This is a genomic window from Streptomyces sp. NPDC098789 (genome assembly GCF_044759975.1).
In the GTDB taxonomy this organism is placed as follows: Bacteria; Actinomycetota; Actinomycetes; order Streptomycetales; family Streptomycetaceae; genus Streptomyces.
Map to the genome: position 1 here is coordinate 55,975 of NZ_JBIWAJ010000028.1, position 26,474 is coordinate 82,448.

The following is a 26,474-nucleotide window of genomic DNA, read 5'->3' on the forward strand; positions in this document are numbered from 1 at the left end:
GTCCTCACGTGGCCTTGTCCGCACGGGCCTCCAGGCGCCGCACCACGAAACTCAGCGGTACGGTCACCAGGAGGTAGCACAGGCCCGCGACGAGGATCGGGGTGGAGTTGGCGGTCTGACTGGCGAGGTCCCGGCCGAACTTGGTCAGTTCGCGTTCCTGGAGCGTCACGCCGAGGAACAGCACGAGCGAGGAGTCCTTGAACAGCAGGACCAACTCGTTGGTGAGCGGCGGGATGACGATGCGGAAGGCCTGCGGGATGATCACCGAGACCATGGCCCGGGCGTGCGAGAAGCCGAGCGAACGGGCCGCTTCCATCTGCCCCTTGGGCACCGCCTGGATGCCGGCGCGAATCGTTTCCGCCATGTAGGCGGCGGCCACCAGCCCGAGACCGAGGGCGACCTTGCCGTACGTACCGCCGGGGATCTCCGTGCCGGGGAAGGCGAGGGGGACCGCCACCCCCACGAAGATGAAGATCAGCAGTGCGGGCAGGCCGCGGAACAGCTCGATGTAGACGCTCGCCACCCACCGGTACGGAGCGACGGAGGACAGCCGCATCATGGCGATGACCAGGCCGAGCACCAGGCCCAGGAGGAACCCGGAGAGTGTGTACACCACGGTGTTGCGCAGCGCCGTGGTGATGATCTCCGGGAAGAGCCGCAGGGCCAGGTCCTTCTGCGCGAACTGGTTCTGCAACCGGCCCCAGTCCGCGTAGGAGGCGATGAGGGCCAGCACCGCCACGAACAGCGCGTACTGGACGCCCTGCGACACCCGGCGGCGCTGGCGGCGGCTCAGCCGCGAGGTCACTGCGTGGCCTGGGGCAACGGGCCGATCCACTGCTCGTAGATCTTCTTGTAGGTGCCGTCGGCCTTGGCGTCGGTGATCGCCTTGTCGATCGCGGCCACGAGGGCGGAGTTGCCCTTCTTCACCGAGAAGCCGTACTGCTCACCGGTCTGGATGTTCTGCCCGAGGACGAACTCGGCCGCGTTCTTGGGGTCCTTGAGCCAGCCCTGGACCACCGGGTAGTCGATGACGACCGCGTCGACCTGCCCGGTGCGCAGTCCGTTCAGCACCGCGTCCGAGCTCTCGAAGGCGACGGGGTCGAAGCCCTGGGCCTTGGCATAGCTCTCGCCGGTGGTCTCGGCCTGCGCGCCCAACTTCTTCCCCTTCGCCTTCAGGTCGGCGAGCGAGGTGACACCGCTCTTCTTGGTGGCGAGCAGCGCCTGGGTGGCGTCGAAGTAGGGGACGGAGAAGTCGACGTTCTTCTTGCGCTCGTCGGTGATCGTCATGCCGGCGGCCGCGAGGTCGCACTCGCCGGAGTTGAGGAAGGCACCGGTCTTGAAGTTCTCGAAGGGCGTGTCGAGGATCTTCTGCTCGACCTCCAGCCGGCTCGCCACCAGGTCGACCAGGGCCACGTCGAAGCCGACGACCTTGCCGTCCTTCTCGAACTGGAACGGCGGGTAGGGCAGGTGCGTGCAGGTGGTCAGCTTGCCCTTCTCGACGACGGGCACCCCACCGGCCGCCTCCCCCGGGCCGTCGCCGCTGGAGGAGCACCCGGCGAGCAGGAACGCGCCCGTCGCGGTGGCTGCGGCCACTGCCCGCAGGCGGCGGCTGCTGGGGCGACTGCGGTTTCCTCTGGCCGTCCGGAACACGGTTGACCTCCACGGATGCGGGGCGGGCGGTGGGCGCGGGACGGGACCCGCGCCGCCGGGGCAATGTCCGCCGAGATCGTAAGCCACGGGTGACACGCGCCGAGGGATCTTGCGCGATGCGTTCCGGGGCGCCTGGCCGGATCCGGCCAGGACCGCGCGGTGCGCGGCCACCGGGGTCCGGGGCGATCCCCCACATGGCCGCTGGACGGCGCGCCGGTGGCGGTGCCCGCCCGGCCCTCGGCACACGGTTTCCGGCCCAGGTCGACGCCCGCGCGGGAAGCGTGGGCGGAACGCGTCTTCATGATGTCGCCCCGGACACCCCCTGGCCGGCCCGACCGTCATGCGGGCCGTACGTACGCCCCCGCGCGGGCGGCCACCGTCGCGGCCGTCGCCGCGCGGTCGGCGGCGGCCTCGTCGAGGGGCAGGGCCGTGGTCAGCAGCCGGTAGTACAACGGGGCGGACGCGGCGCGGATCACCTCGTGGGGGTCGGTGCCGTCGGGCACCTCGCCGCGGGCGGCGGCCGCTTCGACGCACGGCGCCCACTCCGCGACCCGGACGGCGTAGAACTCGTACAGGGCACGGGCCGCGCTCGGGTCGCAGGTGGCGGCCGCGATCACCGCCTTGAACAGGGCGCCCTGTCGGGGATCGGTCAACGTGCGCTGCACCAGCCGGGCGTTGGCCGTCAGGTCGCCGAGCAGGGTGCCCGTCTCCGTGCGGGCCACGGACTGCTGCGCCATGTCCAGCAGGAGGTCGGCGACGAGGCCGGTGACCGTGCCCCAGCGGCGGTAGACGGTCGTCTTCCCGACCTCCGCGCGGCGTGCGACGTCGGTGAGGTCCAGGTGGGCGAACCCCTGCTCGGCCAGCACGTCCCCGGCCGCCTGGAGCACGGCCGCCCGCACCCGCGCCGTACGGCCCCCGGGCCGGATCCCCCCGGCGCCGGGGCCGACTCCGGGTCCGGATCCCGGCTCGGCCCCGGGCGCCAGCGATTCCTCAGACTCCATAACGGGACTCCTGTTCCATTAGTCGCAACGACTTGCTACGCTGGCGCCATATTAACGGAACCGCGGACCCATTAGCTGGATTCGTGGACGAGGGGAGACACGTCATGGAGTACAGGCGACTGGGCACGTCCGGGCTGCACGTTCCGGCGCTGAGCTTCGGCGCGGGCACCTTCGGCGGACAAGGACCGCTCTTCGGATCCTGGGGCACCACGGGAGTGGCGGAGGCGCGCCGCCTCGTCGACATCTGCGTCGACGCCGGGATCACGATGTTCGACACCGCCGACGTGTACTCCGGCGGCGCCTCGGAGGAGGTGCTCGGGGCCGCGCTCAAGGGCCGCCGGGACCAGGTGCTCATCTCGACCAAGGCCGGCCTGCCCATGGGAGACGGCCCGCACGACGCCGGCACCTCCCGCTCCCGCCTGATCACGGCCGTGGAGAACGCCCTGCGGCGCCTCGACACCGACCACATCGACCTCTTCCAGCTGCACGCCTTCGACGCCGGAACACCGGTCGAGGAGGTGCTGTCCACCCTGGACGACCTGGTGCGGGCCGGAAAGATCCGCTACCTCGGCATCTCCAACTTCTCCGGCTGGCAGGCGATGAAGTCCCTCGCCGCCGCCGATCGGCTCGGCCGGCAGCGCTACGTCGCCCACCAGGTCTACTACTCCCTCCTCGGCCGTGACTACGAGTGGGAGCTGATGCCGCTCGGCATGGACCAGGGCCTGGGCGGCATCGTCTGGAGCCCGCTCGGCTGGGGCAGGCTGACCGGGAAGATCCGCCGGGGGCGGCCGCTGCCCGCGGGCAGCAGGCTGCACGACACCGCCGACTACGGCCCTCCGGTCGAGGACGAACACCTCTACCGCGTGGTCGACGCCCTGGACGAGATCGCCCAGGAGACCGGCAGGGCGGTACCGCAGATAGCCCTGCGGTGGCTGCTCCAGCGCCCGACGGTGTCCTCCGTCATCATCGGCGCCCGCAACGAGGAGCAACTGCGCCAGAACCTCGGCGCCGTGGGCTGGACCCTCACCGCCGAGCAGATGGCGAAGCTCGACGCGGCGAGCAGCCGCACGGCCCCCTACCCGTACTTCCCGTACCAGCGCCAGGAGGGCTTCGCCCGCCTCAACCCCCCGCTCGTATAAGAAGGGGAGCCTTGACTCCGCGTCGGCCCGGGGCTGGGGCTGGGGCCGCCGGAGGCAACCGTTCATCCGCGCGAGACCGGCGGTCCCGGACGACATGGCGCCGTTGGACGCCACGGCCGCGGTCCGGGCGCAGGAGGGCCTCGGGCACGTCACCAGGGCACTACGCCGGCGTCCTCGAAGAACGTGCCGGTCGGGCCGTCGTCGGGCAGGGTCGCCAGCTTGATGGCGATCGCCGCGCCCTGTTCGGGGGTGCGCACGCCGTGGAAGCCGTTGAGGTCGGTCGCGACGTAGCCGGGGCAGCCCATGTTGATCAGGATGTTCGTGCCGCTCAGCTCCCGGGCGTACTGCAGCGTGACGGCGTTCAGGAAGGTCTTCGACGGCGCGTACGCCGCGATCACCGGACCCGCGTTCGGCTCAGCGGCGGTTCCTGACTGCCGGGTGAGGGAGCCGAGGCTGCTGGACATGTTGACGATCCGCGGCGAGGCGGAGCGGCGCAGCAGGGGCAGCATCGCGTTGGTGACGCGGACGACGCCGATCACGTTGGTCTCCACGACCGTCCGGATGGTGGCGGGGTCGACCCGGGTGGGCTCCTGCGGCATCTCGCCGCTGATTCCGGCGTTGTTGACCAGCACGTCGAGGCGCCCCGCCCGTTCCTCGATGAGCCGCGCGGCGGCGCTCACGCTCGCGTCGTCGGTCACGTCCAGCGCTACGCCGAACGCGTCGACGCCCACCGCGCGCAGTTGCTCCACCGCCGCTTCACGGCGCCGATCGTCTCGGGCGCCGACGCCGATGCTCCAGCCGAGGGCGCCCAGGCCCACGGCGATCTCATGGCCAATTCCCTTGTTCGCACCGGTGATCAGCGCAATCGTTCGTTCGCTCATGGGGATCATGCTGCCCCTGGACCCGGCCGGGGGTCCAAGACCGATCCGGTGGGCAACGATACCGACAGGGTATTGATCTGGGGTAGCGTGGCCGCATGGAGACCCGGGAACTGCGGTATTTCGTCGCCGTCGCCGAAGAGCTGCACTTCGGGCGTGCGGCGCAGCGACTCGGGATCGCGCAGCCGCCCCTGTCACGGGCCATCCAGCAACTCGAACGCCGGCTCGGAGCGACGCTGTTGGATCGAACCAGCCGCACCGTCACGCTGACCGTGGCCGGCTCGGTGCTGTTGGTCGAGGGCCGGGCGGCCCTCGACGCGGTCGACGCCGCCGAGCGCAGGACGCGCCGCGCCGCCCTTTCCACGACCGGCCGTCCCGGCCTGGTCCTGGTCACGAAGGCCAGCGCGTCCCGCGAACTGCTGGCGAAACTGCTCGACGCGTACGCCGCCGAACCCGGCGCGGTCCCCGTCGACGTCATCCTGTGCGGCCCGGCCGAGCAGGCACGACTCCTGCGCGAGGGCCGGGCCGACGTGGCGCTGCTGCACCGGCCGTTCGACTCGACGGCCGGGTTCCACACCGAAGAGCTGGGCACGGAGGGTCAGGTGGCGGTCCTGCCGGCCGGACATCCGCTCACGGTCCGGGCCCACGTCCACATGGCCGACATCACCGGGCTGCCGGACTTGCCGCTGCCCCGCTGGCCCGACCCCGACGGCACCTACCCGCCCGGGCCCGGCCCGCAGGTCCGCGACCACGCACAGTTGCTCCAGCTCGTCGCCCTCGGTCGGGCGTGCGCGGTGTCACCGGAGTCGTGCCGAGCCCAACTCCCCAGCGACCTCGCCGCCGTGCCCGTGCTGGACGCGCCGAACGTCACCACCGTGATCGCCTGGCCACCGCACAGCCGCTCCAGAGCCGTAGCCGACCTCGTCCGGACCGCGACACGCCTCTGACGGCTCCGGCCCGGCGCTCACCGAACGGGGCCCCACCCCGGGCGTGCCGGTCCACGGGGTGCCATGGCCGCGGCGGCCATCCGGTGTGCGGACCATGTGGCTTCGTTGCTCGCCGGGCGGCCGGGCGGTGTGCCCGTGGTGACCGGCTGACGCACGGTCGACGCTGGGCAGTGGGTCGCCGGGCCGAGGGGCGGGGGCACCGCGTCACCGATCGGCTGCCGCCGGGCGCCACGTGGTGCGCAGTCGGTGGGCCTCGGCGGCCGCCTGGGCGAGGCCGGCGCGGTAGGCCGGGATCCACTTCGTCCGTTCGCCCAGATCGGGGCCGAAGGCGCGCGCCGCGTCGGGGTCCGGGCCGATGGCCACGACGGTCCGCGCGCCCGCGGCGGCCGTCTGGTGCGCCAGCGGCTCGCGCGGGGAGCGGTGTGCCATCGGGTCGACCACGATCAGCGTGCGGGCGTCGGCCGCGAGGTCGACGTTGGCCCCCGACCGCAGCGCGCCGTCCATGTACCGCCGCCCCGAAACGGTCACCGGCGGCTCCGCTCCGGGGAAGGAGCTGCTCGCGGCCACCGCGTGGACCAGGGGCACGCCACTGGTCCGGTCCCACACCACGGGCTCTCCCGAGCCCGCGTCCACCGCGGTGATGAGCAGTCGGCGCGCGGGCCACGCGTCCGCCCCGATCAGGGCGCGCCGCGACGCGAGCAGCGCCCGTTCGGCCTCCGCGTCGCCGTGCGCCAGGGCGATCCGACCGACGCGGCGACGGGCCTCCTCGGGCTCCAGGCCGGGTTCACCGAGGACGGCGAACACCGCCCCGAGCACGGCGGGATCCACCACGGGCCGCTGGGCCGGGGTGCCCGGCGGACGCGGCGGCACGGCGAGCCGGTCGAGGTCCTGGTCGGTGGCGAGGAGCGCTCCGACGATCGCCCCCGCCGATGTGCCGACGATCAGGTCGGCCTCGCCGAGCTCCACGCCCGCCCGGCGCAGCCCGGCGGCCAGTCCTGCCGTCCACGCCGTGCCGACCAGGCCGCCGGGGCCGAGCACGAGTGCGCGGTCGGGGGCCGCGGGCGCCTCCGGGGCGGGCGGGTTCACCGGGGTGGCGGGGGTCATGGCGCGTCTCCTGTCGGCAGTGCTGGTCGTGTGGTCCGACCGTATGACCTCAAGTGGCCTTGGGGTCAAGGTCATCCATGGGAGTCGTCGTCACTCCCCCTTCGGCGGACGGGACTTGGCTCGCCGCGGTGCGGTGGCGGCGCGGATCTCCTCCGTGGCCGCGCGGAACGCGGGAGCGGCGCGCGCGAAGTAGTCGAAGAGCAGAGCCTGTTGCTCGGGCGCATAGCTGTCGATCACCTCGGCGACGCGTCGACGGGCCGGGTCGATGGCGCCTTCGATGCGGTCGAGTGCGTCGGGTACGGCTTCCACGATGACCCGGCGCCGGTCGGCCGGATCGGCGGCGCGGCGGGCGTAACCGGCCCGTTCGAGCCGGTCGATGAGGCGGGTCGTCGCCCCGGTGGTCAGCCCGGTGCGCGCGGAGAGTTCGCCGGAGGACAGGCTCCCTTCCAGGGTGATGAGGCTCAGGGCGTACCACTCCGAGGTGTGCAGGCCGGCCGCCTCGGCGCTCGCCAGCCCCTGGAGGCCCACCGCGTCCAGGTACTGCCGGAAGACCACGTGCGGTTCGCCGCCGCTGGGTGTTGCCATCTTCGGGGTCGCCTCCTACCTTTATATCTGCACGCATGCAGATACTGCATCGATGCAGCATCAATGCCACCCTAACCAATGGGGAGTGATCCGTCATGCAGTCCACCAGCGAGCCCACGATCGCCGTCCGGGCCCTGCTCACCCGCCTCGTCGACGCCTGGGCACGCCACGACGCCGACGCCTACGGCGCGCTCTTCACCGAGGACGCCACTTACACCACCTACGTGGGCACCTTCTACCGGGGGCGGCGCGACATCACCGAGAGCCACCGCACCCTCTTCGCGGGCTTCCTCAAGGGCACCCGCCTGGCGGACGAGATCCTCGACGTCCGCTTCTACGGGCCCGACGCGGCCGTGGTGAACAGCAGGGGCGACACCTACAAGGGCGGACGCCCGACCAAGCTCGGCAAGGTCCAGACGTACACCCTCGTGCGCGAGGGCGGCGAGTGGCGGATCGCGGCCTTCCAGAACACCAGGCGCCGGCCGCTCATGGAGCGGATCTCCTTCACCGTCGCCCCCGGCCTTGCCCCTGGCCTCACCCCCGGGGGCAAGGGGTGACGCGGAAACCGATCCGACTGCCGACTCGGTAGTTCGAATTTGAACTGTATGCTGGTGACCGTACACATCGAGCCGGACCTTTCGAGCCATCTCCGTCGAGTCGGGTCCTTCGAGTCAGGTCCTTCGAGTCATCCGGGAGTCCGTCGCCATGTCTGTCCGCCGTCTGAACCACGCCGTGCTCTGGATCCGCGAGGTCGAGCGGTCCGTCGCGTTCTACCGCGACGTCTTCGGCTTCCAGGTCGACCACCTGATCCCCGGCCGCGCCGCCTTCCTGAGTGCGCCGGGCAGCCTCAACGACCACGATCTCGGGCTGTTCGCGATCGGCGCCGACGCCCCGGGACCCGAGCAGGGCCGGGTCGGGCTCTACCACCTGGCCTGGGAGGTCGGCACCCTCGGCGAGCTGCGGGAGCTGGGCGAGAAGCTCGGCGCGCTCGGAGCGCTCGTCGGCGCGACCGACCACCTGGTCTCGAAGTCCTTCTACGCCAAGGACCCGGACGGCAACGAGTTCGAGCTGATGTGGCGCGTCCCGCGCGAGGACTGGCCCGGCGCCGACTCCGACCTGCGCTCCGGCGCGCTCGACCTGCCCGCCGCGATCGCGCGCTGGGGCACGGACCTCGCGACGGGTTCGGCGGCGGGTTCCGCCAGCTGACGGCCCGGGCTCAGGTCGCCGACGGGCTGCCGGAGGGCGAGGGGGACGGCCCGGTCGTGCTGGGGGCGAACGGCGCGATGTCGTCGTAGGCGGGCGAGGTCGTGGGCGCCGGTGCGGGATGCGGCGCCCACGGGCCCGCGTGGTTGGCCATGAGGATCAGCATCGTCGCGGTGAAGAGCAGGCCGATGACGATCAGGGCCAGCCCGATGGGGTTGTGCGGGTTGACGTAGTAGTGGTTCGTGCCCCACTTGCTGCGCTTGAGGACCGGCTCGTCATCGGGGTGCAAGGCCAGGGCTCGTTCCTCGGTCGGGCGGACCCTCGTACGAGGGCGAAGCGGACCGGCCCAATCTAGACGCCCCTCACGGCCCCCGGAAGGGGGGCCGATCAGCGCAGCGCCGCCGGTGACGAGCCGTTGGGCGTGGTGAGCCGAGGGGTTCCGGTGCCGTCCGCGGGCACGGTCCAGATGTCGCTCGCCCTGCCGTCCGCCCCCGGCAGGGCGTAGGCGAGCGTGCCGTCGTCCAGCCAGGCGGCCTGGTCGTCGACGCTGCGCGTCTCGGCGAGCGGGGTCTCCTGCATCGACTTCAGGTCGAGGACGTACAACCTCCAGGGTGCGGCCGGATCGTCGGAGACCTTCTTCTTGAAGGCGATCCTGGTGTTGTCGGGCGAGAGCGAGGGGCATTCGGCGTTCTCCCGCAGTACGCGCGCGGACCACTCCCCCATGTTCCCCTCGACCAGGTGGGTCCGGCCCTTGCTGGAGACGGTCGCGTAGAAGCGGTTGTCGTCGCGGGCGAAGGTCACCCCCCAGTAGTTCACGTCGGGCGCGTGGTAGCGGGCGCCGTCGAGGGTGAGGGGGATCTGCTCCATGGAGGTCACCAGGTATCCGGTGCGCAGATCGAGGATGGCGGTCCGGGTGGAGAAGGCGCTGGTGGCGTACGAGTCCCCGCTCGCGAAGACCGTCCAGGACAGCATCCGCCCCGAAGCCGAGACCCGGGCCCGGTTGGGGACGCCCGGCACCGTGACCCGGCGGACCTCGCGCAGCTGTCGGTCGAGGACGATCGCGTACGTCTTGGGCAGGACCCCCGGTTCGGCGCGCAGGCACAGCGCGGTGTCCGCGGCGGCGTAGAACCGGTCGCACGAGGGCCCTCCGGCGACGCGCGCGTCGGCGTCCCCGGAGAGCGGACGGTGGGCGACGCGGCCGGTGGTGGGGTCGCGGAAGTACAGGGCGGGGCCGGCCAGGGTGAAGGAGGCGTCCGCGGCGGCCGCCCGGGCCGTCGGGCGGGCCCCGGCGTGCAGGACGTAACCGGTGGCGCCGCCCGCGAGCAGCAGCGCGGCGCTCACCACGACGGCGATGCGGGCCCGGGGGCCCAGCGACGTGGGGGGTCGGCCGGACCCGGTGCGGTCGGTCATGCGGTTCGCCTCTCGGGGTGGGACGGGGTGGTGCGCGGCACCAGCAGCCAACCGCCGGCGAGCGCGACGCACAGGAGCGAGAGCGCGGCCCACAGCGCGGGACCCTGGCCCCACACCGTCCACAGGGCGCCGAAGCCCACTCCGGCCAGCATCCGGGCGAGGGCCTGGCCGCTCTGGAGCAGGGCGAGTCCCCGCGCCGTGCCGTCGACGGGCAGGACGGGTCCGGTGAGGGCCATCAGCACGCCGTCGGTGGTGGCGTAGAAGGCGCCGAGCAGCGCGAGGACGGGCAGCAGCAGGAGCAGGGCCGGGGCGTCGCCGGTGGGCAGGAGCAGGGCGGCGTAGACGCAGAGCAGGGCGAGGTGGCCGTACAGGAAGGGGAGCCTGCGGCCGACCCGGTCCGCGATCCGGCCCGCCGGGACGGCGAGCAGGAGGTAGGCGGCGGCCCCGCCGAGCGGGAGCAGCGGGAACCAGCCCACGGGCAGGTCCAGGCGCTGCTGGAGCAGGAGGTAGACGAAGGCGTCGCCGACGGTGGCGGTGCCCAGCAGCGCGGTGGCCGCGAGGATGCGCCGGAAGGCGGGGTCGCGCAGCGCCGCGAAGGTCGCTCCCTTGCGGGGTGCCGGGGGCGCGCTCGGCCCGGGCGCCGGGTGGTGTCCGGGCACGTACAGGACGAGGAGCAGCACCCCCAACAGGCCGACGCAGAAACTGACCACGAACACGGCGTCGTAGGCGCCGGCCGTCGCCCACAGCAGGGCGAAGGCGGCGAGCGGGCCGAGCAGGGCGCCGGTGGTGTCCATGGCCCGGTGGACGCCGAAGGAGCGGCCCAGCGCGTCGGGCGGGCTGCTCAGGGTGATGAGCGCGTCGCGGGGCGCCGTCCGGATGCCCTTGCCGACGCGGTCGGTGGCGAGGGCGGCCGCGATCCCGGCGGTGGCGCCGCCGGCGAGCAGCAGGCCGAGGCGGGAGCAGGCGGAGAGCGCGTAGCCGATCCCGGCGACGTGTTTGTGCCGGTGGCCGCGGTCGGCGGCGTGACCGCCGAGGAGCCGTACGAAGGCGGTCGCTCCGTTGAAGAGGCCGTCCAGGAAGCCGAATTGGAGGGGGGAGAGACCCAGTCCGAGGACCAGGTAGAGCGGGAGCACCGCCGTGACCATCTCGGAGGAGATGTCGGTGACGAGGCTGACCGCGCCGAGTGCCAGGACGGTGCCCGGGACCCGCCGACCCGCCCCGCCGGTGCGGGGTCGGGCCGACGTGTCCGGGCGGCCTGTGGTCGCCAGGTACATCAGTGGCAGGTGTACTTCGGGCTGGTGTCCTTGGCCTTGCCGTCGGTTCCGACGTAGCTGAAGCTGTAGCCGGAGTCCGTGAAGTCGAGCTTCAGCACGCCGTACTGGCCGCTGATCCGCTTCTGGCTGTTGGGCTGGATGTTCTCGATGGGGTACGGCTCGGCGCCGCCCATGCCGCCGACGATCTCGACGATGCCGTCGGGCGCGGCCTTGCCGTTCGGGTCCTGCGGGGCGAAGCGCTCGTAGTGGTGGTCGTGGCCGTTGAGGACCAGGTCGGCCTTGGCCGCGTAGAGGATGTTCCAGACCGGCTTGCTGACGGGATCGTTGCCGTGACCACCCGAGGAGTACAGCGGGTGGTGGAAGTAGGCGGCGACGCACTGCTTGCCGTTCTTGGCGAGGTCGGCCTTCAGCCAGTCGATCTGGGCCTTCTGGTCGAAGGCGTTGGAGTCGAGGGCGACGAAGTGCCAGTTGCCCTCGTCGAAGCTGTAGTAGGTCTTGCCCTGGGGGTAGGCGATGGACCCGAAGTACGCCTTGTAGCCGGCGAGGGACCCGGCCGGGTCGTAGGTCTCGTGGTTGCCGGGGATCGGGTGCGTCTTGTCCTTGAAGGCGCCCCAACTCTTGTCGTAGTAGGCCTTGTAGTCCTGGAGCCGGGCGTCGTCGTACTGGTTGTCGCCCATCGTCAGGTAGAACTTCGGGTCGATCTGGCGGGCCAGGGCGGCCGTCTTGGGGTGGGCGCAGGAGCTGTCGGAGGCGGTGCACTGGGCGGCGATGTCACCGGCGGCGACCACGGTGAAGGCGCCGGTGGGCGGGGTGCCGCCGTCGACGGTGCCGTACACCTCGACCTCGTGGAGCGAGTAGCCGTACGAGGTGCCGCGCGCGGTCCCGTAGACGCGCAGGTAGCGGCCCTTGCCGGCGAGGCCGGTCCAGTCGTCGGTACCGCCGTTGCCCGCGGTCTCGTTGGCGAGGCGGGTCCAGGTGCTGCCGTCGGCGGATATCTCCACCCGGTAGACCTTGGCGTAGGCGGCCTCCCACGTCACGGACACGCGGGTCACGGTGGCGTTGGCGCCGAGGTCGACGCGGATCCACTGGGGATCCTTGCCCTCGGCGCTCGCCCAGCGGGTCGCCGGATCGCCGTCGAAGGCCTTCTCGGGGCCGAAGGCGGAGGTTTCGGAGGAGGAGGCGGTGGCGGGCTTGCCACGCGAGATGAGGGAGTCGGCGGCGGCCCCGGCCCGTTCGGGCAGGGCGAACAACAGGCCTCCGACGAGGAGGAGGACGACGGCGACCAGGGTCACCGTGCCGCGCCGGGCGGGCGCGGGTACTGAAGCGTTCAGGCGCATCCTTGGGGACTCCTGCACTGAGGGGGGAGTGAGAGCTGGGCACCGTTGCGAAGCGCCACCCACCGGCCCGGCCGCGGGCAGGGGGCGGCGCAACGGCGGCCGGGTCAGAACTCTCTCTGAGCGCGTCACGCCCCTGTCAGGGGGCGCCGCGCCGAGCCGCCGCCGGGAATGCTATCGAACAGGAAAGTTTCCTACCAGTCTTTCGACACCCCTTCCCCGAGCAGCCGAAAGGGGCCGGGCGAACGTGCCCGGCCCCCTTCGTCACGGCGTCAGGAAGACTTCACCACGACGTCAGGAAGGCTTCACCGCACCGTCCTTGGCCGCCCCGTCCTTGGTCGAGACGGTGACGCGGTCGACCCGCATCGGATGGCCCGGTTCGGTGGCCGGGCCCGCCGTCGCACCGTCCGCCAGAGGGAGGTTGCCGCCGATCGCCACGTTCAGGATGAGGAACACCCCGTGGTCCACGGCCTGCTTCCAGGTCGCCGGGTCCATCTGGTCCGCGCGCACCCGGTGGTGCACCCGGCCGTCGAGCGACCAACGCACCTCCTGCGCACCGGGCGTGAGGTCGACCTCGACGGCGTAGGAGTGGAACGCCGTACGGCAGTCCGGGCAGGGCTGCGGTCCGGACGTCAGGCCCGCGGGCTCCTTGCACGGCCCGCCGCCGAGGATCCCGCAGTGCATGGTGGCGAAGACGGCGTCCCGTCCGTTGACGTTCTCCATGACGTCCAGCTCACCGACGGACGGCCAGCCGGTGTACCCGTTGCGCAGCGGTGCGCCGAGGGTCCAGAAGGCCGGCCAGTAGCCCGCCGCCTTCGCTCCCGTCACGTCCGGCAGGGCGATCGACGCCTCGATCCGCAACACCCCGCCGGGCGGCGGGGCGAAGTCGGCGCGCCGGGTCTCGATCCGGCCCGAACTCCACTGTCCGTCCTTGCGGGTGGGGACGATCTCCAGCGCGCCCTTCCCGTCGAGGCGGACGTTGTCGGTCGAGTCGGTCATCGTCTCGATCTCACCGGTGCCCCACTGCGGGGCCGGGCAGCCCGGGTAGCAGGTGCCCAGGTCGTACTGCCAGTTGGCGCCGGAGGGACGGCTGCCCACCGGCCCGTCGAAGTCGTCCCGCAGCAGCTCCCGCCACCCGTCGGCGGTCGGCGGTGCGGCCGCGCTCGGCGTCCCGCCGCCGGTCGCGGCTCCAGCGGTCGCCAGCGCACCGGCGTCGGTCAACAGGCGCTCCAGGCGGGCCGTCAGGACGACGGCCGCCACGTTGGTGATGTGGGAGTCGTCCCGGTAGAGCAGGATCCGGTCCAGCACCGCCGGGCAGGTCGCGCCGGTGCCCGGGCACAGGACCGGGTTCACGCTGATGCTCCGTACGCCGGGCAGCGCGCCCGAGGCGATCCGCCGGGCCAGCACGTCGGGCTGCGCGGCGGCCGCCCGACTGAAGGCGCAGGACTCCGGGGAGGAGCCGGCGCCCGAGAGGCACGCCGGGACGTCCTTGCCGGGTACGGGCGTGTCCTCGATGTAGACGATCGGCACGCCGAGGGCCCGCAGGGGCTTCAGCGTCTCCTCCCACGCCGCGACCAACAGGGCGGGATCGTTGGTGTAGCGGGCCAGCGAGGAGATCACGACGAGGCGGGGCTTGGGCTGCTTGGCCAGCCGGTCCAGCGCGTCCGCCCGCCAGGTGTCGCACTCGCGGTAGGCGCGGCCGAGCTGCGGGTTGTCCACGGCGAGCTTCGCGAGCGGGCAGCCCTGCTTGACCAACTCCTGGAGCGCCCAGCCGCGTTGCGAGGCCAGTGCGAGCATCGGCGAGAACCACTGACCGGCGTGCGAATCGCCGAGCAGCACGATCCGGTCCGGGCTGTCGACCGCGCCGAACAGGCAGTCCGGACTGCGGGTGACCTCCGGGTCCACCTCGCAGTTGCCGTCCGGCGGGAAGTCCTTGCCCGCCTGGACGGGACCGGGCACCACCGGGCCGTCGAGCGGAGGCGCCGCCGGGCCGCGGGCGAGCAGCGTGGGGCCGGTGGCCGCGCCCGGCGGGAGCCCCTGGAGGTCGACGGGGGTGGCCGGGCCCAGCAGGCGCAGCGTGGTGGTGCCGACCACCAGCGCGAGGACGACCGGCATGACGATGGCCGCGACGCCCACCGACAGGCCGCGGCGCGGCAGTTCGGAGACGGTGCGACTGCGGCGCAGCGGACGCTCCACCCAGCGCATGGCGGCGAGGGCGGGCAGTACGGCGGCAAGGGTCAGCGCCACCTTGGCGGGCCAGCCGAGGGTGCCCAGGGCGGCTTCGGCGAAGACGAGCACGGGCCAGTGCCACAGGTAGAGGTTGTAGGAGAGCCGCCCGACCGCACGGGGCGCGCGGCCCGCGAGCAGCCGCCCGACGCCGTAGGCGCCCTCGACGTTGCGCTCGCCCCGGCCGGGGATCGCGGCGAGGATGACGGCGGCGGCGCCCAGGGTCGGGACGAGCGCGGCGAAGCCGGGGTACGGGGTCGTCGCGTCGTACGACAGCACGCACCAGCCGATCGCCACGGCGCCGGCCCAGCCGCACAGCAACCACAGCGGACGCGGACCGCGCAGCAGGTGCCAGGGCAGCAGCGCCAACAGCGCACCGGTGGCGAACTGCCAGACCCGCGAGGGGGTGCCGAGGTACGCGAGCGAGACCGAGTGGTCCGTCCAGCGCAGGGACAGCGTGAAGGAACCGAGGGCCAGCAGCAGGGTGGCGAGCGCCACGACGGCGCGCACGACCCGGCCGCGGCGGACCGCGCGGGCCGTGCAGAGGGCGATCACCGCCATCAGCGGGGCCCAGAAGAGGTAGAACTGCTCCTCGACGGCCAGGGACCAGAAGTGCAGGAGCGGGCTCTGGTCGTGGCTCGCGGCGAGGTAGTCGGTCTGCTGCGAGACGAACCGCCAGTTGGCGACGGACACGGCCGCCGCGACGACGTCGTACTCCAGCACCGCGCGCCGCAGCGGTACGGTCAACCAGGCGCCGGCCACCGCCACCGCGCCGAGCACGACGGCGGCCGACGGCAGCAGTCGCCGGGCCCGCCGGGAGAAGAAGTCCCCGAGCCGGATCCGGCCGGTGGTGATCGCCTCGCGGACCAGCAGGCCGGTGATCAGGTAGCCGGAGATGACGAAGAAGACGTCGACCCCGACGAACCCGCCCGCCAGCCCGGGGATCCCGGCGTGGAAGGCGAGGACGGCGAGGACGGCCACCGCGCGCAGGCCCTCGATGTCGGGCCGGAACGCGGACCGGTGCGGACTGGGTCCGGATTCGCCGCCGGAGCCGGCCCGCGCGGGCGCGCCGCCCGCCTCGGCCGGCGGCCCGGACGCCGCGGCGGACGGCCGCGGGGCCGGGGTGGTGCTGTGCTTCCGACGGAAGCCGGGAGTCACGGGGAAGGGCATGGTGACGAAGCCTTTCAACTCAGCCAGGGAAGCATCGGGTTGACCCACCCGGATGCCAGCAGGCCGATGAGCAGGAGGGCCGCGGAGGCGGCCAGGGTCTCGGGCCAGCGACGGGGCCGCATGCCGGTGCCGGACCGCAGGGCGGTCCGCAGTCGGGCGCGCAGCCAACCGGTGTCACCGGCCGTGCTCCGGGGCTCCGTTGCCCCGCGCAGTTCGGTCATCAGGTCCCGGATCAGCGGGACGTTGATCTGGCACTGCACCAACAGGTAGAGCAGCATGCCCCAGTTGGGCTCCCAGCCGTTGCGGGCCACGGCGAGGGCGAGGCCGGTGGCGGCCGCGCCGTTGGAGAGCACCAGCCACACCAGCGAGACGGCCACCACGCGCCGGGCCATCCCGCCCGAGGCCTTCGGGCCGCGCACACCGGTGGGCACCCACGCGGCGCTGCGGCCGCGCAAGGTGTGCACGAACGCCACCGCGGCGGCCACGCTCGTCAGGACGTTCGCGCGGATCACCTCCACCCGCCAGCGGGTCCGGCTGATGCGCGGCAGCAGCACGTGCCAGAGCCACAGCGGGGCGAGGAGCGGCAGGACGTGCCAGGGCCGGATGTGGTCCGGGTACCAGAACATCATCACCAGCGGCGGCAGCGGCGCGGCGAAGGTGTTCACCACCGTCGTCAGATAGCCGACGACGCCCTCGTAGAAGCACAGCCGCATCCGCCAGGGCGCGCGCATCCGTCCCAGCACCGGGGTGCCGATCAGGTGCAGGTTGCCCATCGCCCACCGGTACTGCTGGTTGATGAAGGCGGTGGCCTCGTCGGGCGACGTGCCCTTGGCGACCAGGACGGGCACGTACAGGGTGCGGAAACCCTGTTCGTACAGGGCGAGTCCGGTGTAGAGGTCCTCGCTGTGGTCGAGCCGGGCGAACCCCCCGGCCAGATCGATCGCCCGGCGCCGGTAGACGGCGTTGCTGCCGCAACAGATGGCGGCGTCGCTGGCGTCCCGGGACGGCTGGATCCAGCGGAAGAACCACTCCTGGGCACTGCCCGCGGCCCGTTGGATCCAGCCCATGCCCTCGTCGGTGTCGAAGCACTGCGGGCTCTGGACGATGCCGACGGCGGGGTCGGCCAGGTAGGGGACGAGGTGGCGCAGGAAGTCGGGCCGGGGCGCGAAGTCGGCGTCCAGGATCGCGATGAACTCGCCGCTGCTCAGGGTCAGGGCGTGGTTGAGGTTGCCCGCCTTCTTGAGGTGACCCCGGTCGGGGCGCACCACGTACTCGTAGCCGTGCGCGGCGGCCAGCGAGGCGACCTCGGGCCGGTCCCCGTCGTCCAGGACCCACACGGTGAGCGCGCCCGGCCAGTCGACCTCGGCGACCGCGCGGTAGGCGTTGGCGAGGACGGGCAGGGGTTCGCCACAGGTCGGCAAGTAGAGGTCGACGGACGGCAGTTCGGCGGGTTGCCAGGCCTGGACGAGGATCTCGTGCGACTGCCGGGTCAGGCGGCGCGCGCGCAGGCTGTTGACGGAGGAGAGGACCAGAGCCACGACGTTGAGGCCGAGGACCGCGAGGAAGGCCCACAGTGCGGGCGTTCGCAGCGAGAAGGTGAACATCGTCACCGCGGTGAAGCTGAAGGCGAGGGAAGTGCTGATCAGGACCCAGCGACGCTGCGGGCCGAAGTACCAGTACAACTCGTCGTCGGATGGTGGCTGCGGAAGATGATGCACGGTCATATAGCCCCCCACGGCTGTATATGTGCCGGTTTCAGGTGACCCACTCTACCGCCAAAGGTATAGACCACATGCCCAAAGTGGGCCCAACGCGGCGATCGACACATGGATTTGGCGTGAATGAAATGGTCCAGACCTGTTTACGGTCCCATTCGAACGGGCCGGCCGACCCGTCGGGAAAGCCGCAGGTCACAGGCGGGTGAACAGAGACCGAAGACTTGTGGCGTTCGATCACCCGACCGGTATGTCCCCCAGCGCGTCTCGACCGCGCGTGGACCGCACCTCCAGTGCTTCGCGAGCACGGTGGACCAATGTGGTGACCGCCGCACAAACGGCACACGGAAACACGAACCCCCGCCACTCACACAGGGAGACGCGTATGTCCGACACCACGCCGAACGCGCACACCACCGAGTTCGAACTCCAGGACCTGGCACTCGACCTCGACGACCTCACCGTCACCTCGATGAGCGACACGGTCGCGCTGCCCGAAGGCGGAGCCTCCTGGGGCTCCTCCTCCTGCCAGGGCTCCTCCTCCTGCGCCCAACCGCAGACCGACACCCCCACGGTGTAGCCGGGGCCGAGATCCCGGGCACCGACACCGCGCGTCACGGGCACGCATCACGGCCGTGCGACACGGCGGTGCGACACGGCCGCGCATCGCACCCGCACATCGCAGCCGCGCGTCCTCCCGCCGTACTTCGCGTACGGCGGGAGGCGCGCGGACCGCGGCGGCCCCGGGCGGCCCTGGGCCGACCGGGGCGGGCCCACCGCGCACGACGACCGGCAGGACGGGGAGGGAGCACCATGGGACGGTCACAGGGTGGGTCACAGCCGCAACCACCGCCGCGGTCGGAGCGGCAGTCACACCCGCAGTCACCGCCGCCGTCACACCCGCACGCACCACAACAGTCACACCCGCAGCCACCACCACGGCCACAGCCGGGGGCGGCGGACGCGTACCGGGTGCGCAGCGCGTCGTACGCGCTGGTCCGCGCCACCGTGCTCGCCCATCCCGCCCAGCTCCCGCCCGCGGCGGCCTTCCGCGCCTCGCTCGACCGCCTGCACCGGACGGACGCCCGGCTGCTGCGGATCACCGGGCCCCTGACCGACGCCCTCCACGACAGCCGGGACGGCCATCCGCCCGCCTTCCACCGCGACGTCGTCCTCCCGCTGCGCCGCGCCCTGCACAACGGCCGCGAGCCCCGACCCGCCCTGCTGGAGCGCCTCGGCGACCTGCCGGCCCGGGTGCCACTGCTCGCCACCTGGCTCGCGCTGCGGGCCCGGCGGGCCGAGGTGCTCACGGGGCTGGGTGCCGTCACCGAAGGAGCCCTGGCCGGCGAGCGCGCGTCCTTGGCCGCCCTGTGCCGGGAACCGGCCCTCGGCCGGGCCGTCGCCCTCACCAGCGCGGACCTCCTGCGCGCGGTCCAGCGGGCGGGCACCGGAGCGACCGACCGCAGGGCGCGCAAGGAAGAGCCCACCGCCCTGCGCTACGCCCTGCGGGCCAGTACCAAGACCAGCCCCCTGTCGTGGTTCACCGCGGTGGGCTGGGGCCCGTTGACCACGCCCGAGGACGCCTTCGGCGCGTCGACGCGGGCCGGGGCCGCCCGCGACTGGGGCACCGTGCCGCTCTTCGAGGACGCCCTGCACCCGGTCGTGAAGGTCAACCGCACCCTCACGAGCGCTCTCACCCGCGCGCTCCTGGCCGCCCCGCACCGGCGGGCCGCACTCCCGCACCGCATCACCAGCACCGCGCGGATCACCGGCCTGCGGGCCGCGTACGCCCGGGAGCGGACCTCCTTCGCCGGGGGCCGGTTCCTGGTGGCGGAGGAGGACGAGGTGGAGCTGATCCGCGGGGTCCCGCTGCGCCTGATCACCGAATGGGCCGAAAACCCCGCCCGGCCGGCCGAGTTGGCCGCCCTCCTGGCCGCCGCGCTGAAGGGGGCGGGCGGCGCCGGATCCGAGGCCGCCGCGGCCTTCCTCGACCGGCTCTTCGAGGCCCGACTGCTGGTGCCGGGCGTGCCGTTCGCCCCGCAGGACACCGACCCGCTGGACCGGATCGCGTCCTGGCTGCGCACCGTCGACCCGGCCCACCCCGAGATCCCCGCGCACCCCGCGCACCCCGTGGCCCCGGCCAACGCCGGACACCCGGCCCACCCGGCCCACCCGGGAGACCCGGCGGACCCGGCGGACCCGGCGGACCCGGCGGACCCGGCGGACCCGGCGGACCCGGCGCTGGCCGACCGGATCCTCGAACTCGGCCGGATGACAGCGACGTTCGGGGCCGCGCCCGCCGGCGAGCGTCCCGCCCTCCTCGCCGGGCTGTCCCGGAGCTGGGCGGGGGTGCTCGCCGATGCCGGCGGTCCCGTCCCGCCCGCATCGGCCCCGCTCAGCGTGCTCACCGAGGACGTCGTCGCCCCCCGCCCGCTGGTCGTCGACGGCTTCCTCGACGGCGCCGACCACGAGGCGCTCGGCGAAGTAACGGCCCTCGCGGAGCTGTTCGACCTCGGACACGTCGTCCGCCGCCTCCTGCGGGACCGCTTCGTCGAGCGCTACGGCTCCGGCGGCACCTGCCACCACCCGTGGGAGTTCGGCGGCGAGGTCGCCGGGGCCTGGGAGGCCGCCGGGCGGTCCGCGACCCTCGCCCCCGAGGACCCTGCCGCCTTCCCCACCGGGGTGGCGGAACTCGCCGCCCTGCGGGCGCAGGCCGTCCGGGCCGTCGGCGACGCCTCGGGTGACCACGGGAGCGAGCCGGGGGACGACCGGGCGCGCGTCCACGAGGTCGTCCTGTCGCCGGACTTCGTCAAGGGCCTCGGCGAGCGCCTGCCCACCTGGGCGGTCGAACGTCCGCTCAGCTACGCGTACTTCGTCCAGCGCTCCCCGGGTCCCGAGCCCGGCCTGCTCTGCGTGAACCACGTCTACGGCGGGTGGGGCCGGTTCACCAGCCGGTTCCTGGACGCCCTGGACCCGGGCGCCCGGGCCGAGGTCTCGCGGCAGATCCACCGCGGGCTCGGGCCCGGTGCGCGGGCCGCGCAGATCCGGCCCGTCGGCGGCTTCAACGCCAACCTCCACCCGATGCTCGTCCCGCGGGAGATCGGACCCGACCGCCGCTGGGCGTCGATCGACGAGGCCGACCTGGACCTCGTCCACGACGAGGCGAGCGACCAGGTCCGCTTCCGGCTGCGGAGCACGGGCGAACACCTCGACGTCCTCTACCCGGGCTTCCTGGCCCCCGTCCTGCTGCCCCGCCGCATCGGGGCCCACCTGGCCGACCACCCCCACGGCGCCGTCGACTTCGGGTCGCTGGTGTCCCGGCACCCCGTCGCCGCACCGGGCGGCCCGGTGACCCGCACCCCCCGGCTGCGCCACCGCCACGTGGTGCTCCGCCGCCGCCGCTGGCTGCTGCCGCCCGACGTGGTCCGCGCCCTGCGCGCCGAGCTCGGGACCGAACCGGTGCCGGCCTCGGCCACGGCCCGTTGGCGCGCCCTGCTGGACCTGCCGGAGCAGCTCTTCCTGCACCCGGCCGCCGTCGCGCCGGGCACGGGGGACGCGGGAGGGACGGACGGCGCGGGGGCCGCGGACGCGTTCCTGCACCGGCTGAGCCGCCCCAAGCCGCACCTCGTGGACCTCGGCAACCCGCTCCACCTGAGGTGCCTGGCCAAGTGGTTGTCCCGACACGTAGACGCCGGCGCGGTCCTGGAAGAGGCCCTTCCCGCACCGGGCGGGCGGACCGTACCGGCCCGCGCGGTGGAGCTCGTCCTGGAGGTCTACCGGTCCGGACGGCTCCGATGAAGCGACTCCCGACGACAGTGGAAGCGAGCGTACGAGCGGTGCGACCCTCCGAGAGCGACTCCCGCAGCAGCTCCCCCTCCAGCGGGGCCGACCCCTCGTCCGCCGGCGCGGCCCCCGCCGCCGCGGCCCTCGACGTGATCGTCCACTACCACCACCCCGTCAAGGCGCCGCTGCTGCGCGACGTGCTGCTGCCGCTCGCCGCGTCCTGCGCGGCGGACGGGCTGGCCGCCCACGTCGAACGGCACTGGTTGCACGGCCCCCACCTCAGGCTCCGCCTGGAGGGCCCGGCCGCCCGGGTCGACGCCGCCGCGGCGGCCGCCGCGAGCCGGGTCCGCGACTGGCTGCGGACCCACCCCTCGCACGGCGAACTCACCGACGCCCAACTGCTGGAGCACGCGTCCGCCGCCGGCCGCGCCGAACTCATCGCCCCGCCCTACGGACCGATCGTGCCCGACAACACGGTCCGCCTCGCGCCCGTCGACGACGCCCCGCTGCGCGGCCTCCTCGGCGCCGCCGGCGCCGACCTGCGCGACGACCTCCTGCGGGCCGGCCTGGACCCGCTGCGCGCGGGCACCCGCTTCCTTGGCGACCACGGCGACACCGCCGACGCCCGGGTCCAGCTCGCCGTGGTCGCCCTGGCCGCGCACGCCGGTGCCCACCCCGGCGGCCTGGCCGGCGGCCACTACTCGTACGTCTCCCACCTGGAGGACTTCCTCTTCCACGAGGATCCCGGTGGCGGGCTGCGGGAGCGCTTCGAGCGCCATGCGGAGCGCGCGGGCGACGCCGTCGCCCGCCTCGTCGGCAGGATCCGCGACGGCGGCGCCCGCGGGTGGGAGCGGGCCTGGACCACCTACTCGGCGGATGCCCGGCAGCTGACGCAGAGCCGCTTCGACGCGGGCGCCGACCTGCACGGCGACCCCGACGCCTACCGGGCGCGGGCCGCCGCCACCGGGGACGCCGCCGCGGCCCTGCGCTGGAACCACGAGGAGCGGACCGGCTTCAGCGACTTCCACCACCTGCTGCGGCGCTCCGACCCCGACGGGAGGATGTGGAACCGGCCCGACTACCTGGTGCACCGCGCCGGTACGAACGCCCTCTACCGCCTCCTCGCGATCTGCGACGTCCGCCCGCTGGAGCGGTACCTGGCGGCCCACCTGGTGATCCGGTCGGTGCCCGCCCTGACCGGCTGCGACTGGCGGACGGAGATCGGCGCGGCCGTCGACGCGGTGGAAGGCCGGTCGTGAGCGGCGCGGCCCTCACCGACCGACGGCTGCGTCCCGGGGTCGCCGTCACCCCGCTGCGCGCGGGCCTCCACCTGCGCGGGCGTCGCGGGACCCTCACCCTGGAGGGCAGCGGGGCGCTGCCCGCGCTCTGGCGGCTGCTCGCCGAACCGCTGCGCGAGGGGAGGGTGGCGGAGCTCCTCGACTCGATGGCGGCCGGTCCGACCCTGCGCGCCTCCGTGCACACCCTGCTCGGGCAACTGGACGCGCACGGGCTCCTCCTGGCCGAGCCGGCCCCTGCTCCACCCGGTGGCCCGGTCGCCGACTGGACCGGGGCGAGTGCCGGGCGTCCGGGAGCCGCGGCCGCGGCGCTCGCCCGGGCCCGTGCCGAGGTGGTGTCCGCCGCGCCGGACGGTCCACTGGCCGGGGCCGCCGGGCGCGCGCTGGTGGCCGGCGGGCTGCCCGTCGACCACACCGCCGATCCGGAGCTGCCCGCCGGCCGGGTCCTGCTCCGCCTGCACGGCGCCGGACCCGAGCGGTGCGTCGCGGTCGGGCACCTCGGCGGTACCGGCTACGCCACCGCGCCGGGCAGCCCCGCGCAGGTCGGCGCCGACGCCGCGGCTCTGGAGGCCCGGTTGGGCCGCACCGACCCGCCGCGGGGGCCGGCCCCGTCCGGGGCCGCGCCCGCCGCGTTCCTGCCCCTGCTCGCGGGCGCCGCGGCGCACCGGCTGCTGTGCGCGGCGGCCGGGCAGCCCGACCCGTCCCGCGAGGGCGAGGGCGAGGGCGAGGACGAGGACGAGGGCGAACGGCCACCGGACGCGCCACCATCCGACCCGTCCGCCGTCCCGGCCCCCGTGCTGCCTGCCGTGCTGCTGGCGGACGCCCGCCCCCTGTGGGCCGACTACCGCACCTGGCCGGGACCCGTCCGCATCGACGCCGACCGGCGGGTGCGGCTCGCGCCGGCCGGGACCCTGGGCGAGGCGCTCCGGCGGATGGCGGCCCTCACCGACGAGCGGTGCGGTGCGCTGCCCGAGCCGCTCCCGGCCGACCTGCGGCAATTGCCCGTGCCCCTGGCCGGTTGCGCGCCGCCCGGGGCCGACGCCGGGTCGGCGGGGGCCGGGCTGCTCGGGGGTGCGGCGCGGCTGGACCTGGCCCGCCTCGACCTCTTCTGCCGGGCGGCCGAACTCCATCTGGGCGAGGGCCTCTTCACCGTCGGCGCCACTCCCGGGCACGCCCGGGGCCGGGCCCTGCGCGCCGCCGCCCGTCGCCGCCCCGCGCCCGCGCCCGCGCCCGGGCAGCCGCACGCCGTGGCCGCCGACCGATGGGCGGACCACCCCCAGCTGCGCCACTGGTGGGCCACGCTGACCGGCCGCCTCGGGGTGGCCGCACGGCTGGAGGTGGTCCGGCTCGCCCCGGGCGCGGAGGCCTACCGCGCCGCCGTACGTCCCTGCGCACCCGGCGGCCGGTCGGCGCCGCCGCCCCCGCCGCTCGGTGACGCCGTCGAGGCGACCCCCGGTGACGCGGCCGCCTTCGCCGCGCTCGGCGCCGTCGTCCGCATCTGCGCCGCCGCCGAGGGGCGGCCCGGCGCGCGCGTCTTCGTCCCGGACGGCGCGCTCGCACCGCTGGCCGCCGCCGGAGTGCGGACGGCCGACTGGGAGGACGCGGGCGGTACCGGCCGGTGGCTGGCCGACCTGGCCGGACGCGAGGAGGCACACCAGGAGGCCCTGCGCCGGATCACGGGCACCGCCGCGGACCCCGAGGCACCCGCGGCGCCCCCGTCGCGGCCGGAACTCGCCGCGCTGCTGGCGGCGTTCGGGTTCACCGTGCTGCCCGCTCCGCAGGAGGACCGATGAGCACCCGCACACCGACACCGACACCGACACCGACACCGCTCCGGCCCGTAGGGCCCTCCGGGGCGCCGCCGGTGCCCGTCCTCGACGCGGTCTCCGCGACGGCGCTCACGTCCGGCCCGGCCGTGGTCCTGCTGACGCGCTGGACGCTCGGGCTCGCCGAGGAGCTGAGCCGTCATGCGCTCGGGCACCCCGTGGCCCTCGTCCCGGTGCGCTTCGACGGCGCCCTGGCCGTCGTCGGGCCGGTACTGCGGCCGGGCGCGCCGGCCTGCCTGAGCTGTACGGAGTACCAACGGCTCGCCACGGCGGGCGGCCGGGTGCCCTGGCGCAGCCCGGAGTTGGCGCTGGGCGGCGTACCATCCCCGGCCCTGTCGGACGCGCTGGGCGCACTCGCGGTCGGCCTGTTGGAGCCCGGCGCGGGCGCACCGGATCCGGACCCGATGGCGGCCGTGGTGCACCTCGTCCACCAGGGTCGGGGCACCTGGTCCACCCATCGCGTCCGGGCCGTCGGCGGCTGCCCGGTGTGCCGGCCGCTACCGGCGGACTCCCCGGACGCCGTCACCCCGCTGCCGTCGGCGCCGCGCCCGCTGCCGGACCCGTACGTCCTGCGCGCTCCCAATCCGCTGACCGCGCCGGCCCGGCTGCGCGGGGCGCTCTTCGACGAGCGGTTCGGCCCGGTGCGCCGGCTCCGGCGGTCCGAGGACTCGGCGTTCTGCCTCACCAGCGCCTTCGTGAGCGACGGACGCGCCGTGGACGACGGCGGGTACGGCCGGTCCCTCGACTTCGGTGGCAGCGAGCGGATCGCCCTGTTCGAGGGCGTCGAGCGGTACGCGGGCATGCGCCCCACCGGCAAACGGACCGTGCTGCGGGCCTCCTTCGCGCGGCTCGGGCCCGAGCGGGCCGTGGACCCGCGGCGGCTCGGCCTGCCCGACCCCCGCTACCACGGGCACCCCGCGTCGCCGACCGTCCCGTACGCACCGGAGCTGGAGATGGACTGGGTGCACGGCTGGTCGCTCACCCGGCGGCGCGTGCGGGCCGTCCCCGAGCACGTCGCGTACTGGGACGTGCCCGGGAGCCGCGGACCGCGCGTGGTGTACGAGTCCTCCAACGGCTGCGGCCTCGGCAACAGCCCCGAAGAGGCCCTGCTCTACGGCCTGTTCGAGGTGGCCGAGCGCGACGCGTTCCTGATGGCGTGGTACGCGGCGACCCCCCTGCGCCGGATCTCCCCGCCACCGGACGACCCGGACACCGCGCTGCTCGCGGACCGGGCGGCCCTGGCCGGGTACCGGCTCGTCCTGCTCGACGCGACGAACGACCTCGGCGTCCCCGCCGTCATCGCGGTCTGCCGCTACGAGGGCTCCCACCCGGAGGCACCCAGGATGTTCCTGGCCGCGGGCGCCCACCACGATCCGCGCGCCGCCATCCGCTCCGCCGTCGCCGAAGTCGTCACCAACGTCGTGGAGTCGGGGCCCCGCTCGCTCGCCGAGGGCGGCCCGCGCGACCCCCGACGGCTGCGGCCGATGCTGGACCGGCCGGAGCTGGTGACGACCCTGGACGACCACGTCGGGCTGGGCACCCTGCCGGAAGCGGCCTCCCGGCTGGCGTTCCTCTACGCGGACACGCCCCGCGTGAGCGTAGAGGAGGCCTGGCCGGGGGCGCCCGCGCCGGTGGGCGACCTCTCCGTCCTGCTCGGGGCGACCGTGGAGCGGCTGTCCCGGGCCGGGTTGGAGGTCATCGCCGTGGACCAGAGCGAGCCGGGGCTGCGCGAGCGGCTCGGGCTGCACTGCGTGAAGGCCATCGTCCCGGGCTCGCTGCCGATGACCTTCGGGCACGTCAACCACCGCGTCCGGGGCCTGCCCCGGCTGCTGGAAGTCCCGTACCGACTGGGGCGTTCGGACCGGCCGCTGCGTCTGGAGGACCTCTCGGTCCATCCCCACCCCTTCCCTTGATCCGGCCCCACGACGAGGACC

The 26,474-nt window shown here is 74.2% G+C and carries 21 protein-coding genes; 9 read left to right on the forward strand and 12 right to left on the reverse strand.

Annotation, left to right across the window (positions count from 1 at the left end; all coding sequences use genetic code 11):
- Positions 1-4: 4 nt before the first annotated feature.
- From ACIQWR_RS37335 to ACIQWR_RS37345, 3 genes are all read right to left on the reverse strand, one after another.
- Positions 5-805 carry an amino acid ABC transporter permease gene (locus ACIQWR_RS37335; protein ID WP_404019278.1) on the reverse strand — a complete coding sequence of 267 codons (801 nt, stop codon included), beginning with the start codon at positions 803-805 and terminating at the stop codon, positions 5-7.
- A complete protein-coding gene (locus tag ACIQWR_RS37340; protein WP_404019280.1) occupies positions 802-1,593 on the reverse strand; it encodes an ABC transporter substrate-binding protein in 792 nt (263 codons plus the stop codon). Before ACIQWR_RS37340 ends, ACIQWR_RS37335 begins: the two co-directional genes overlap by 4 nt.
- Before the next feature lie 395 nt (positions 1,594-1,988).
- The gene (locus ACIQWR_RS37345) at positions 1,989-2,651 is read right to left on the reverse strand and encodes a TetR/AcrR family transcriptional regulator C-terminal ligand-binding domain-containing protein (protein WP_404019283.1); all 663 of its coding nucleotides are present in this window, start codon (positions 2,649-2,651) and stop codon (positions 1,989-1,991) included.
- A 104-nt stretch (positions 2,652-2,755) separates the two neighbouring features.
- Here ACIQWR_RS37345 and ACIQWR_RS37350 point away from each other — a divergent pair, with 104 nt between their 5' ends.
- Positions 2,756-3,790, forward strand: coding sequence for an aldo/keto reductase (locus tag ACIQWR_RS37350; protein ID WP_404019286.1), 1,035 nt, complete (start codon positions 2,756-2,758; stop codon positions 3,788-3,790).
- Between the two features lie 149 nt (positions 3,791-3,939).
- Here ACIQWR_RS37350 and ACIQWR_RS37355 read toward each other — a convergent pair whose 3' ends face one another.
- Positions 3,940-4,671, reverse strand: coding sequence for an SDR family oxidoreductase (locus ACIQWR_RS37355; RefSeq protein WP_404019289.1), 732 nt, complete (start codon positions 4,669-4,671; stop codon positions 3,940-3,942).
- A gap of 95 nt (positions 4,672-4,766) precedes the next feature.
- On the opposite strand from ACIQWR_RS37355, the gene ACIQWR_RS37360 reads away from it, so the two are divergent.
- On the forward strand, positions 4,767-5,615 hold the full coding sequence (locus ACIQWR_RS37360; protein ID WP_404019292.1) for a LysR family transcriptional regulator: 849 nt from the start codon (positions 4,767-4,769) through the stop codon (positions 5,613-5,615).
- 204 nt (positions 5,616-5,819) lie between these two features.
- Here ACIQWR_RS37360 and ACIQWR_RS37365 read toward each other — a convergent pair whose 3' ends face one another.
- Together ACIQWR_RS37365 and ACIQWR_RS37370 are read right to left on the reverse strand one after the other, a co-directional pair.
- Positions 5,820-6,719, reverse strand: coding sequence for a patatin-like phospholipase family protein (locus ACIQWR_RS37365; RefSeq protein WP_404019295.1), 900 nt, complete (start codon positions 6,717-6,719; stop codon positions 5,820-5,822).
- 90 nt (positions 6,720-6,809) lie between these two features.
- Complete coding sequence (locus ACIQWR_RS37370; protein WP_404019298.1) at positions 6,810-7,304, reverse strand: MarR family winged helix-turn-helix transcriptional regulator; 495 nt, start codon at positions 7,302-7,304, stop codon at positions 6,810-6,812.
- Between the two features lie 95 nt (positions 7,305-7,399).
- Here ACIQWR_RS37370 and ACIQWR_RS37375 point away from each other — a divergent pair, with 95 nt between their 5' ends.
- Positions 7,400-7,861 carry an SgcJ/EcaC family oxidoreductase gene (locus ACIQWR_RS37375; protein WP_404019301.1) on the forward strand — a complete coding sequence of 154 codons (462 nt, stop codon included), beginning with the start codon at positions 7,400-7,402 and terminating at the stop codon, positions 7,859-7,861.
- A gap of 148 nt (positions 7,862-8,009) precedes the next feature.
- Positions 8,010-8,510, forward strand: a complete 501-nt coding sequence (locus tag ACIQWR_RS37380) for a VOC family protein (protein ID WP_385780720.1) — start codon at positions 8,010-8,012, stop codon at positions 8,508-8,510.
- Positions 8,511-8,520: 10 nt separating this feature from the next.
- Here the strand turns inward: ACIQWR_RS37380 and ACIQWR_RS37385 are convergent, their stop codons facing one another.
- The 6 genes from ACIQWR_RS37385 to ACIQWR_RS37410 form a co-directional block, all read right to left on the reverse strand.
- Positions 8,521-8,796 carry a hypothetical protein gene (locus tag ACIQWR_RS37385; RefSeq protein WP_404019303.1) on the reverse strand — a complete coding sequence of 92 codons (276 nt, stop codon included), beginning with the start codon at positions 8,794-8,796 and terminating at the stop codon, positions 8,521-8,523.
- Between the two features lie 98 nt (positions 8,797-8,894).
- Entirely contained in the window at positions 8,895-9,917 is a 1,023-nt protein-coding gene (locus ACIQWR_RS37390; RefSeq protein ID WP_404019305.1) for a TolB family protein, read from the reverse strand.
- Positions 9,914-11,191, reverse strand: coding sequence for an MFS transporter (locus ACIQWR_RS37395; protein WP_404019307.1), 1,278 nt, complete (start codon positions 11,189-11,191; stop codon positions 9,914-9,916). The genes ACIQWR_RS37390 and ACIQWR_RS37395 overlap by 4 nt, the downstream gene beginning before the upstream one ends.
- Entirely contained in the window at positions 11,191-12,528 is a 1,338-nt protein-coding gene (locus tag ACIQWR_RS37400) for a discoidin domain-containing protein (RefSeq protein WP_404019309.1), read from the reverse strand. The genes ACIQWR_RS37395 and ACIQWR_RS37400 overlap by 1 nt, the downstream gene beginning before the upstream one ends.
- A gap of 291 nt (positions 12,529-12,819) precedes the next feature.
- Entirely contained in the window at positions 12,820-15,921 is a 3,102-nt protein-coding gene (locus tag ACIQWR_RS37405; protein ID WP_404019312.1) for an SGNH hydrolase domain-containing protein, read from the reverse strand.
- 14 nt (positions 15,922-15,935) lie between these two features.
- A complete protein-coding gene (locus ACIQWR_RS37410) occupies positions 15,936-17,645 on the reverse strand; it encodes a glycosyltransferase family 2 protein (protein ID WP_404019315.1) in 1,710 nt (569 codons plus the stop codon).
- Positions 17,646-18,021: 376 nt separating this feature from the next.
- Between ACIQWR_RS37410 and ACIQWR_RS37415 the strand changes: the two genes are divergently transcribed.
- From ACIQWR_RS37415 to ACIQWR_RS37435, 5 genes are all read left to right on the forward strand, one after another.
- The gene (locus ACIQWR_RS37415) at positions 18,022-18,216 is read left to right on the forward strand and encodes a thiazolylpeptide-type bacteriocin (RefSeq protein WP_354381708.1); all 195 of its coding nucleotides are present in this window, start codon (positions 18,022-18,024) and stop codon (positions 18,214-18,216) included.
- 392 nt (positions 18,217-18,608) lie between these two features.
- Positions 18,609-21,434 carry a lantibiotic dehydratase gene (locus tag ACIQWR_RS37420; RefSeq protein ID WP_404019318.1) on the forward strand — a complete coding sequence of 942 codons (2,826 nt, stop codon included), beginning with the start codon at positions 18,609-18,611 and terminating at the stop codon, positions 21,432-21,434.
- A gap of 38 nt (positions 21,435-21,472) precedes the next feature.
- Positions 21,473-22,678 (forward strand): lantibiotic dehydratase C-terminal domain-containing protein, encoded by a 1,206-nt coding sequence (locus tag ACIQWR_RS37425; RefSeq protein WP_404019321.1) that lies wholly within the window; start codon positions 21,473-21,475, stop codon positions 22,676-22,678.
- Entirely contained in the window at positions 22,675-24,507 is a 1,833-nt protein-coding gene (locus ACIQWR_RS37430) for a hypothetical protein (RefSeq protein WP_404019323.1), read from the forward strand. The genes ACIQWR_RS37425 and ACIQWR_RS37430 overlap by 4 nt, the downstream gene beginning before the upstream one ends.
- Positions 24,504-26,453 carry a TOMM precursor leader peptide-binding protein gene (locus ACIQWR_RS37435; RefSeq protein ID WP_404019325.1) on the forward strand — a complete coding sequence of 650 codons (1,950 nt, stop codon included), beginning with the start codon at positions 24,504-24,506 and terminating at the stop codon, positions 26,451-26,453. The genes ACIQWR_RS37430 and ACIQWR_RS37435 overlap by 4 nt, the downstream gene beginning before the upstream one ends.
- Positions 26,454-26,474 lie beyond the last annotated feature (21 nt).

Coding starts and splice junctions, on each gene's coding strand:
- ACIQWR_RS37390 (WP_404019305.1), bottom strand. CDS start 9,917: ATGACCGACCGCACCGGGTCCGGCCGACCCCCCACGTCGCTGGGCCCC.
- ACIQWR_RS37345 (WP_404019283.1), bottom strand. CDS start 2,651: ATGGAGTCTGAGGAATCGCTGGCGCCCGGGGCCGAGCCGGGATCCGGA.
- ACIQWR_RS37395 (WP_404019307.1), bottom strand. CDS start 11,191: ATGTACCTGGCGACCACAGGCCGCCCGGACACGTCGGCCCGACCCCGC.
- ACIQWR_RS37355 (WP_404019289.1), bottom strand. CDS start 4,671: ATGAGCGAACGAACGATTGCGCTGATCACCGGTGCGAACAAGGGAATT.
- ACIQWR_RS37350 (WP_404019286.1), top strand. CDS start 2,756: ATGGAGTACAGGCGACTGGGCACGTCCGGGCTGCACGTTCCGGCGCTG.
- ACIQWR_RS37380 (WP_385780720.1), top strand. CDS start 8,010: ATGTCTGTCCGCCGTCTGAACCACGCCGTGCTCTGGATCCGCGAGGTC.
- ACIQWR_RS37370 (WP_404019298.1), bottom strand. CDS start 7,304: ATGGCAACACCCAGCGGCGGCGAACCGCACGTGGTCTTCCGGCAGTAC.
- ACIQWR_RS37360 (WP_404019292.1), top strand. CDS start 4,767: ATGGAGACCCGGGAACTGCGGTATTTCGTCGCCGTCGCCGAAGAGCTG.
- ACIQWR_RS37415 (WP_354381708.1), top strand. CDS start 18,022: ATGTCCGACACCACGCCGAACGCGCACACCACCGAGTTCGAACTCCAG.
- ACIQWR_RS37400 (WP_404019309.1), bottom strand. CDS start 12,528: ATGCGCCTGAACGCTTCAGTACCCGCGCCCGCCCGGCGCGGCACGGTG.
- ACIQWR_RS37405 (WP_404019312.1), bottom strand. CDS start 15,921: ATGCCCTTCCCCGTGACTCCCGGCTTCCGTCGGAAGCACAGCACCACC.
- ACIQWR_RS37365 (WP_404019295.1), bottom strand. CDS start 6,719: ATGACCCCCGCCACCCCGGTGAACCCGCCCGCCCCGGAGGCGCCCGCG.
- ACIQWR_RS37375 (WP_404019301.1), top strand. CDS start 7,400: ATGCAGTCCACCAGCGAGCCCACGATCGCCGTCCGGGCCCTGCTCACC.
- ACIQWR_RS37410 (WP_404019315.1), bottom strand. CDS start 17,645: ATGACCGTGCATCATCTTCCGCAGCCACCATCCGACGACGAGTTGTAC.
- ACIQWR_RS37435 (WP_404019325.1), top strand. CDS start 24,504: ATGAGCACCCGCACACCGACACCGACACCGACACCGACACCGCTCCGG.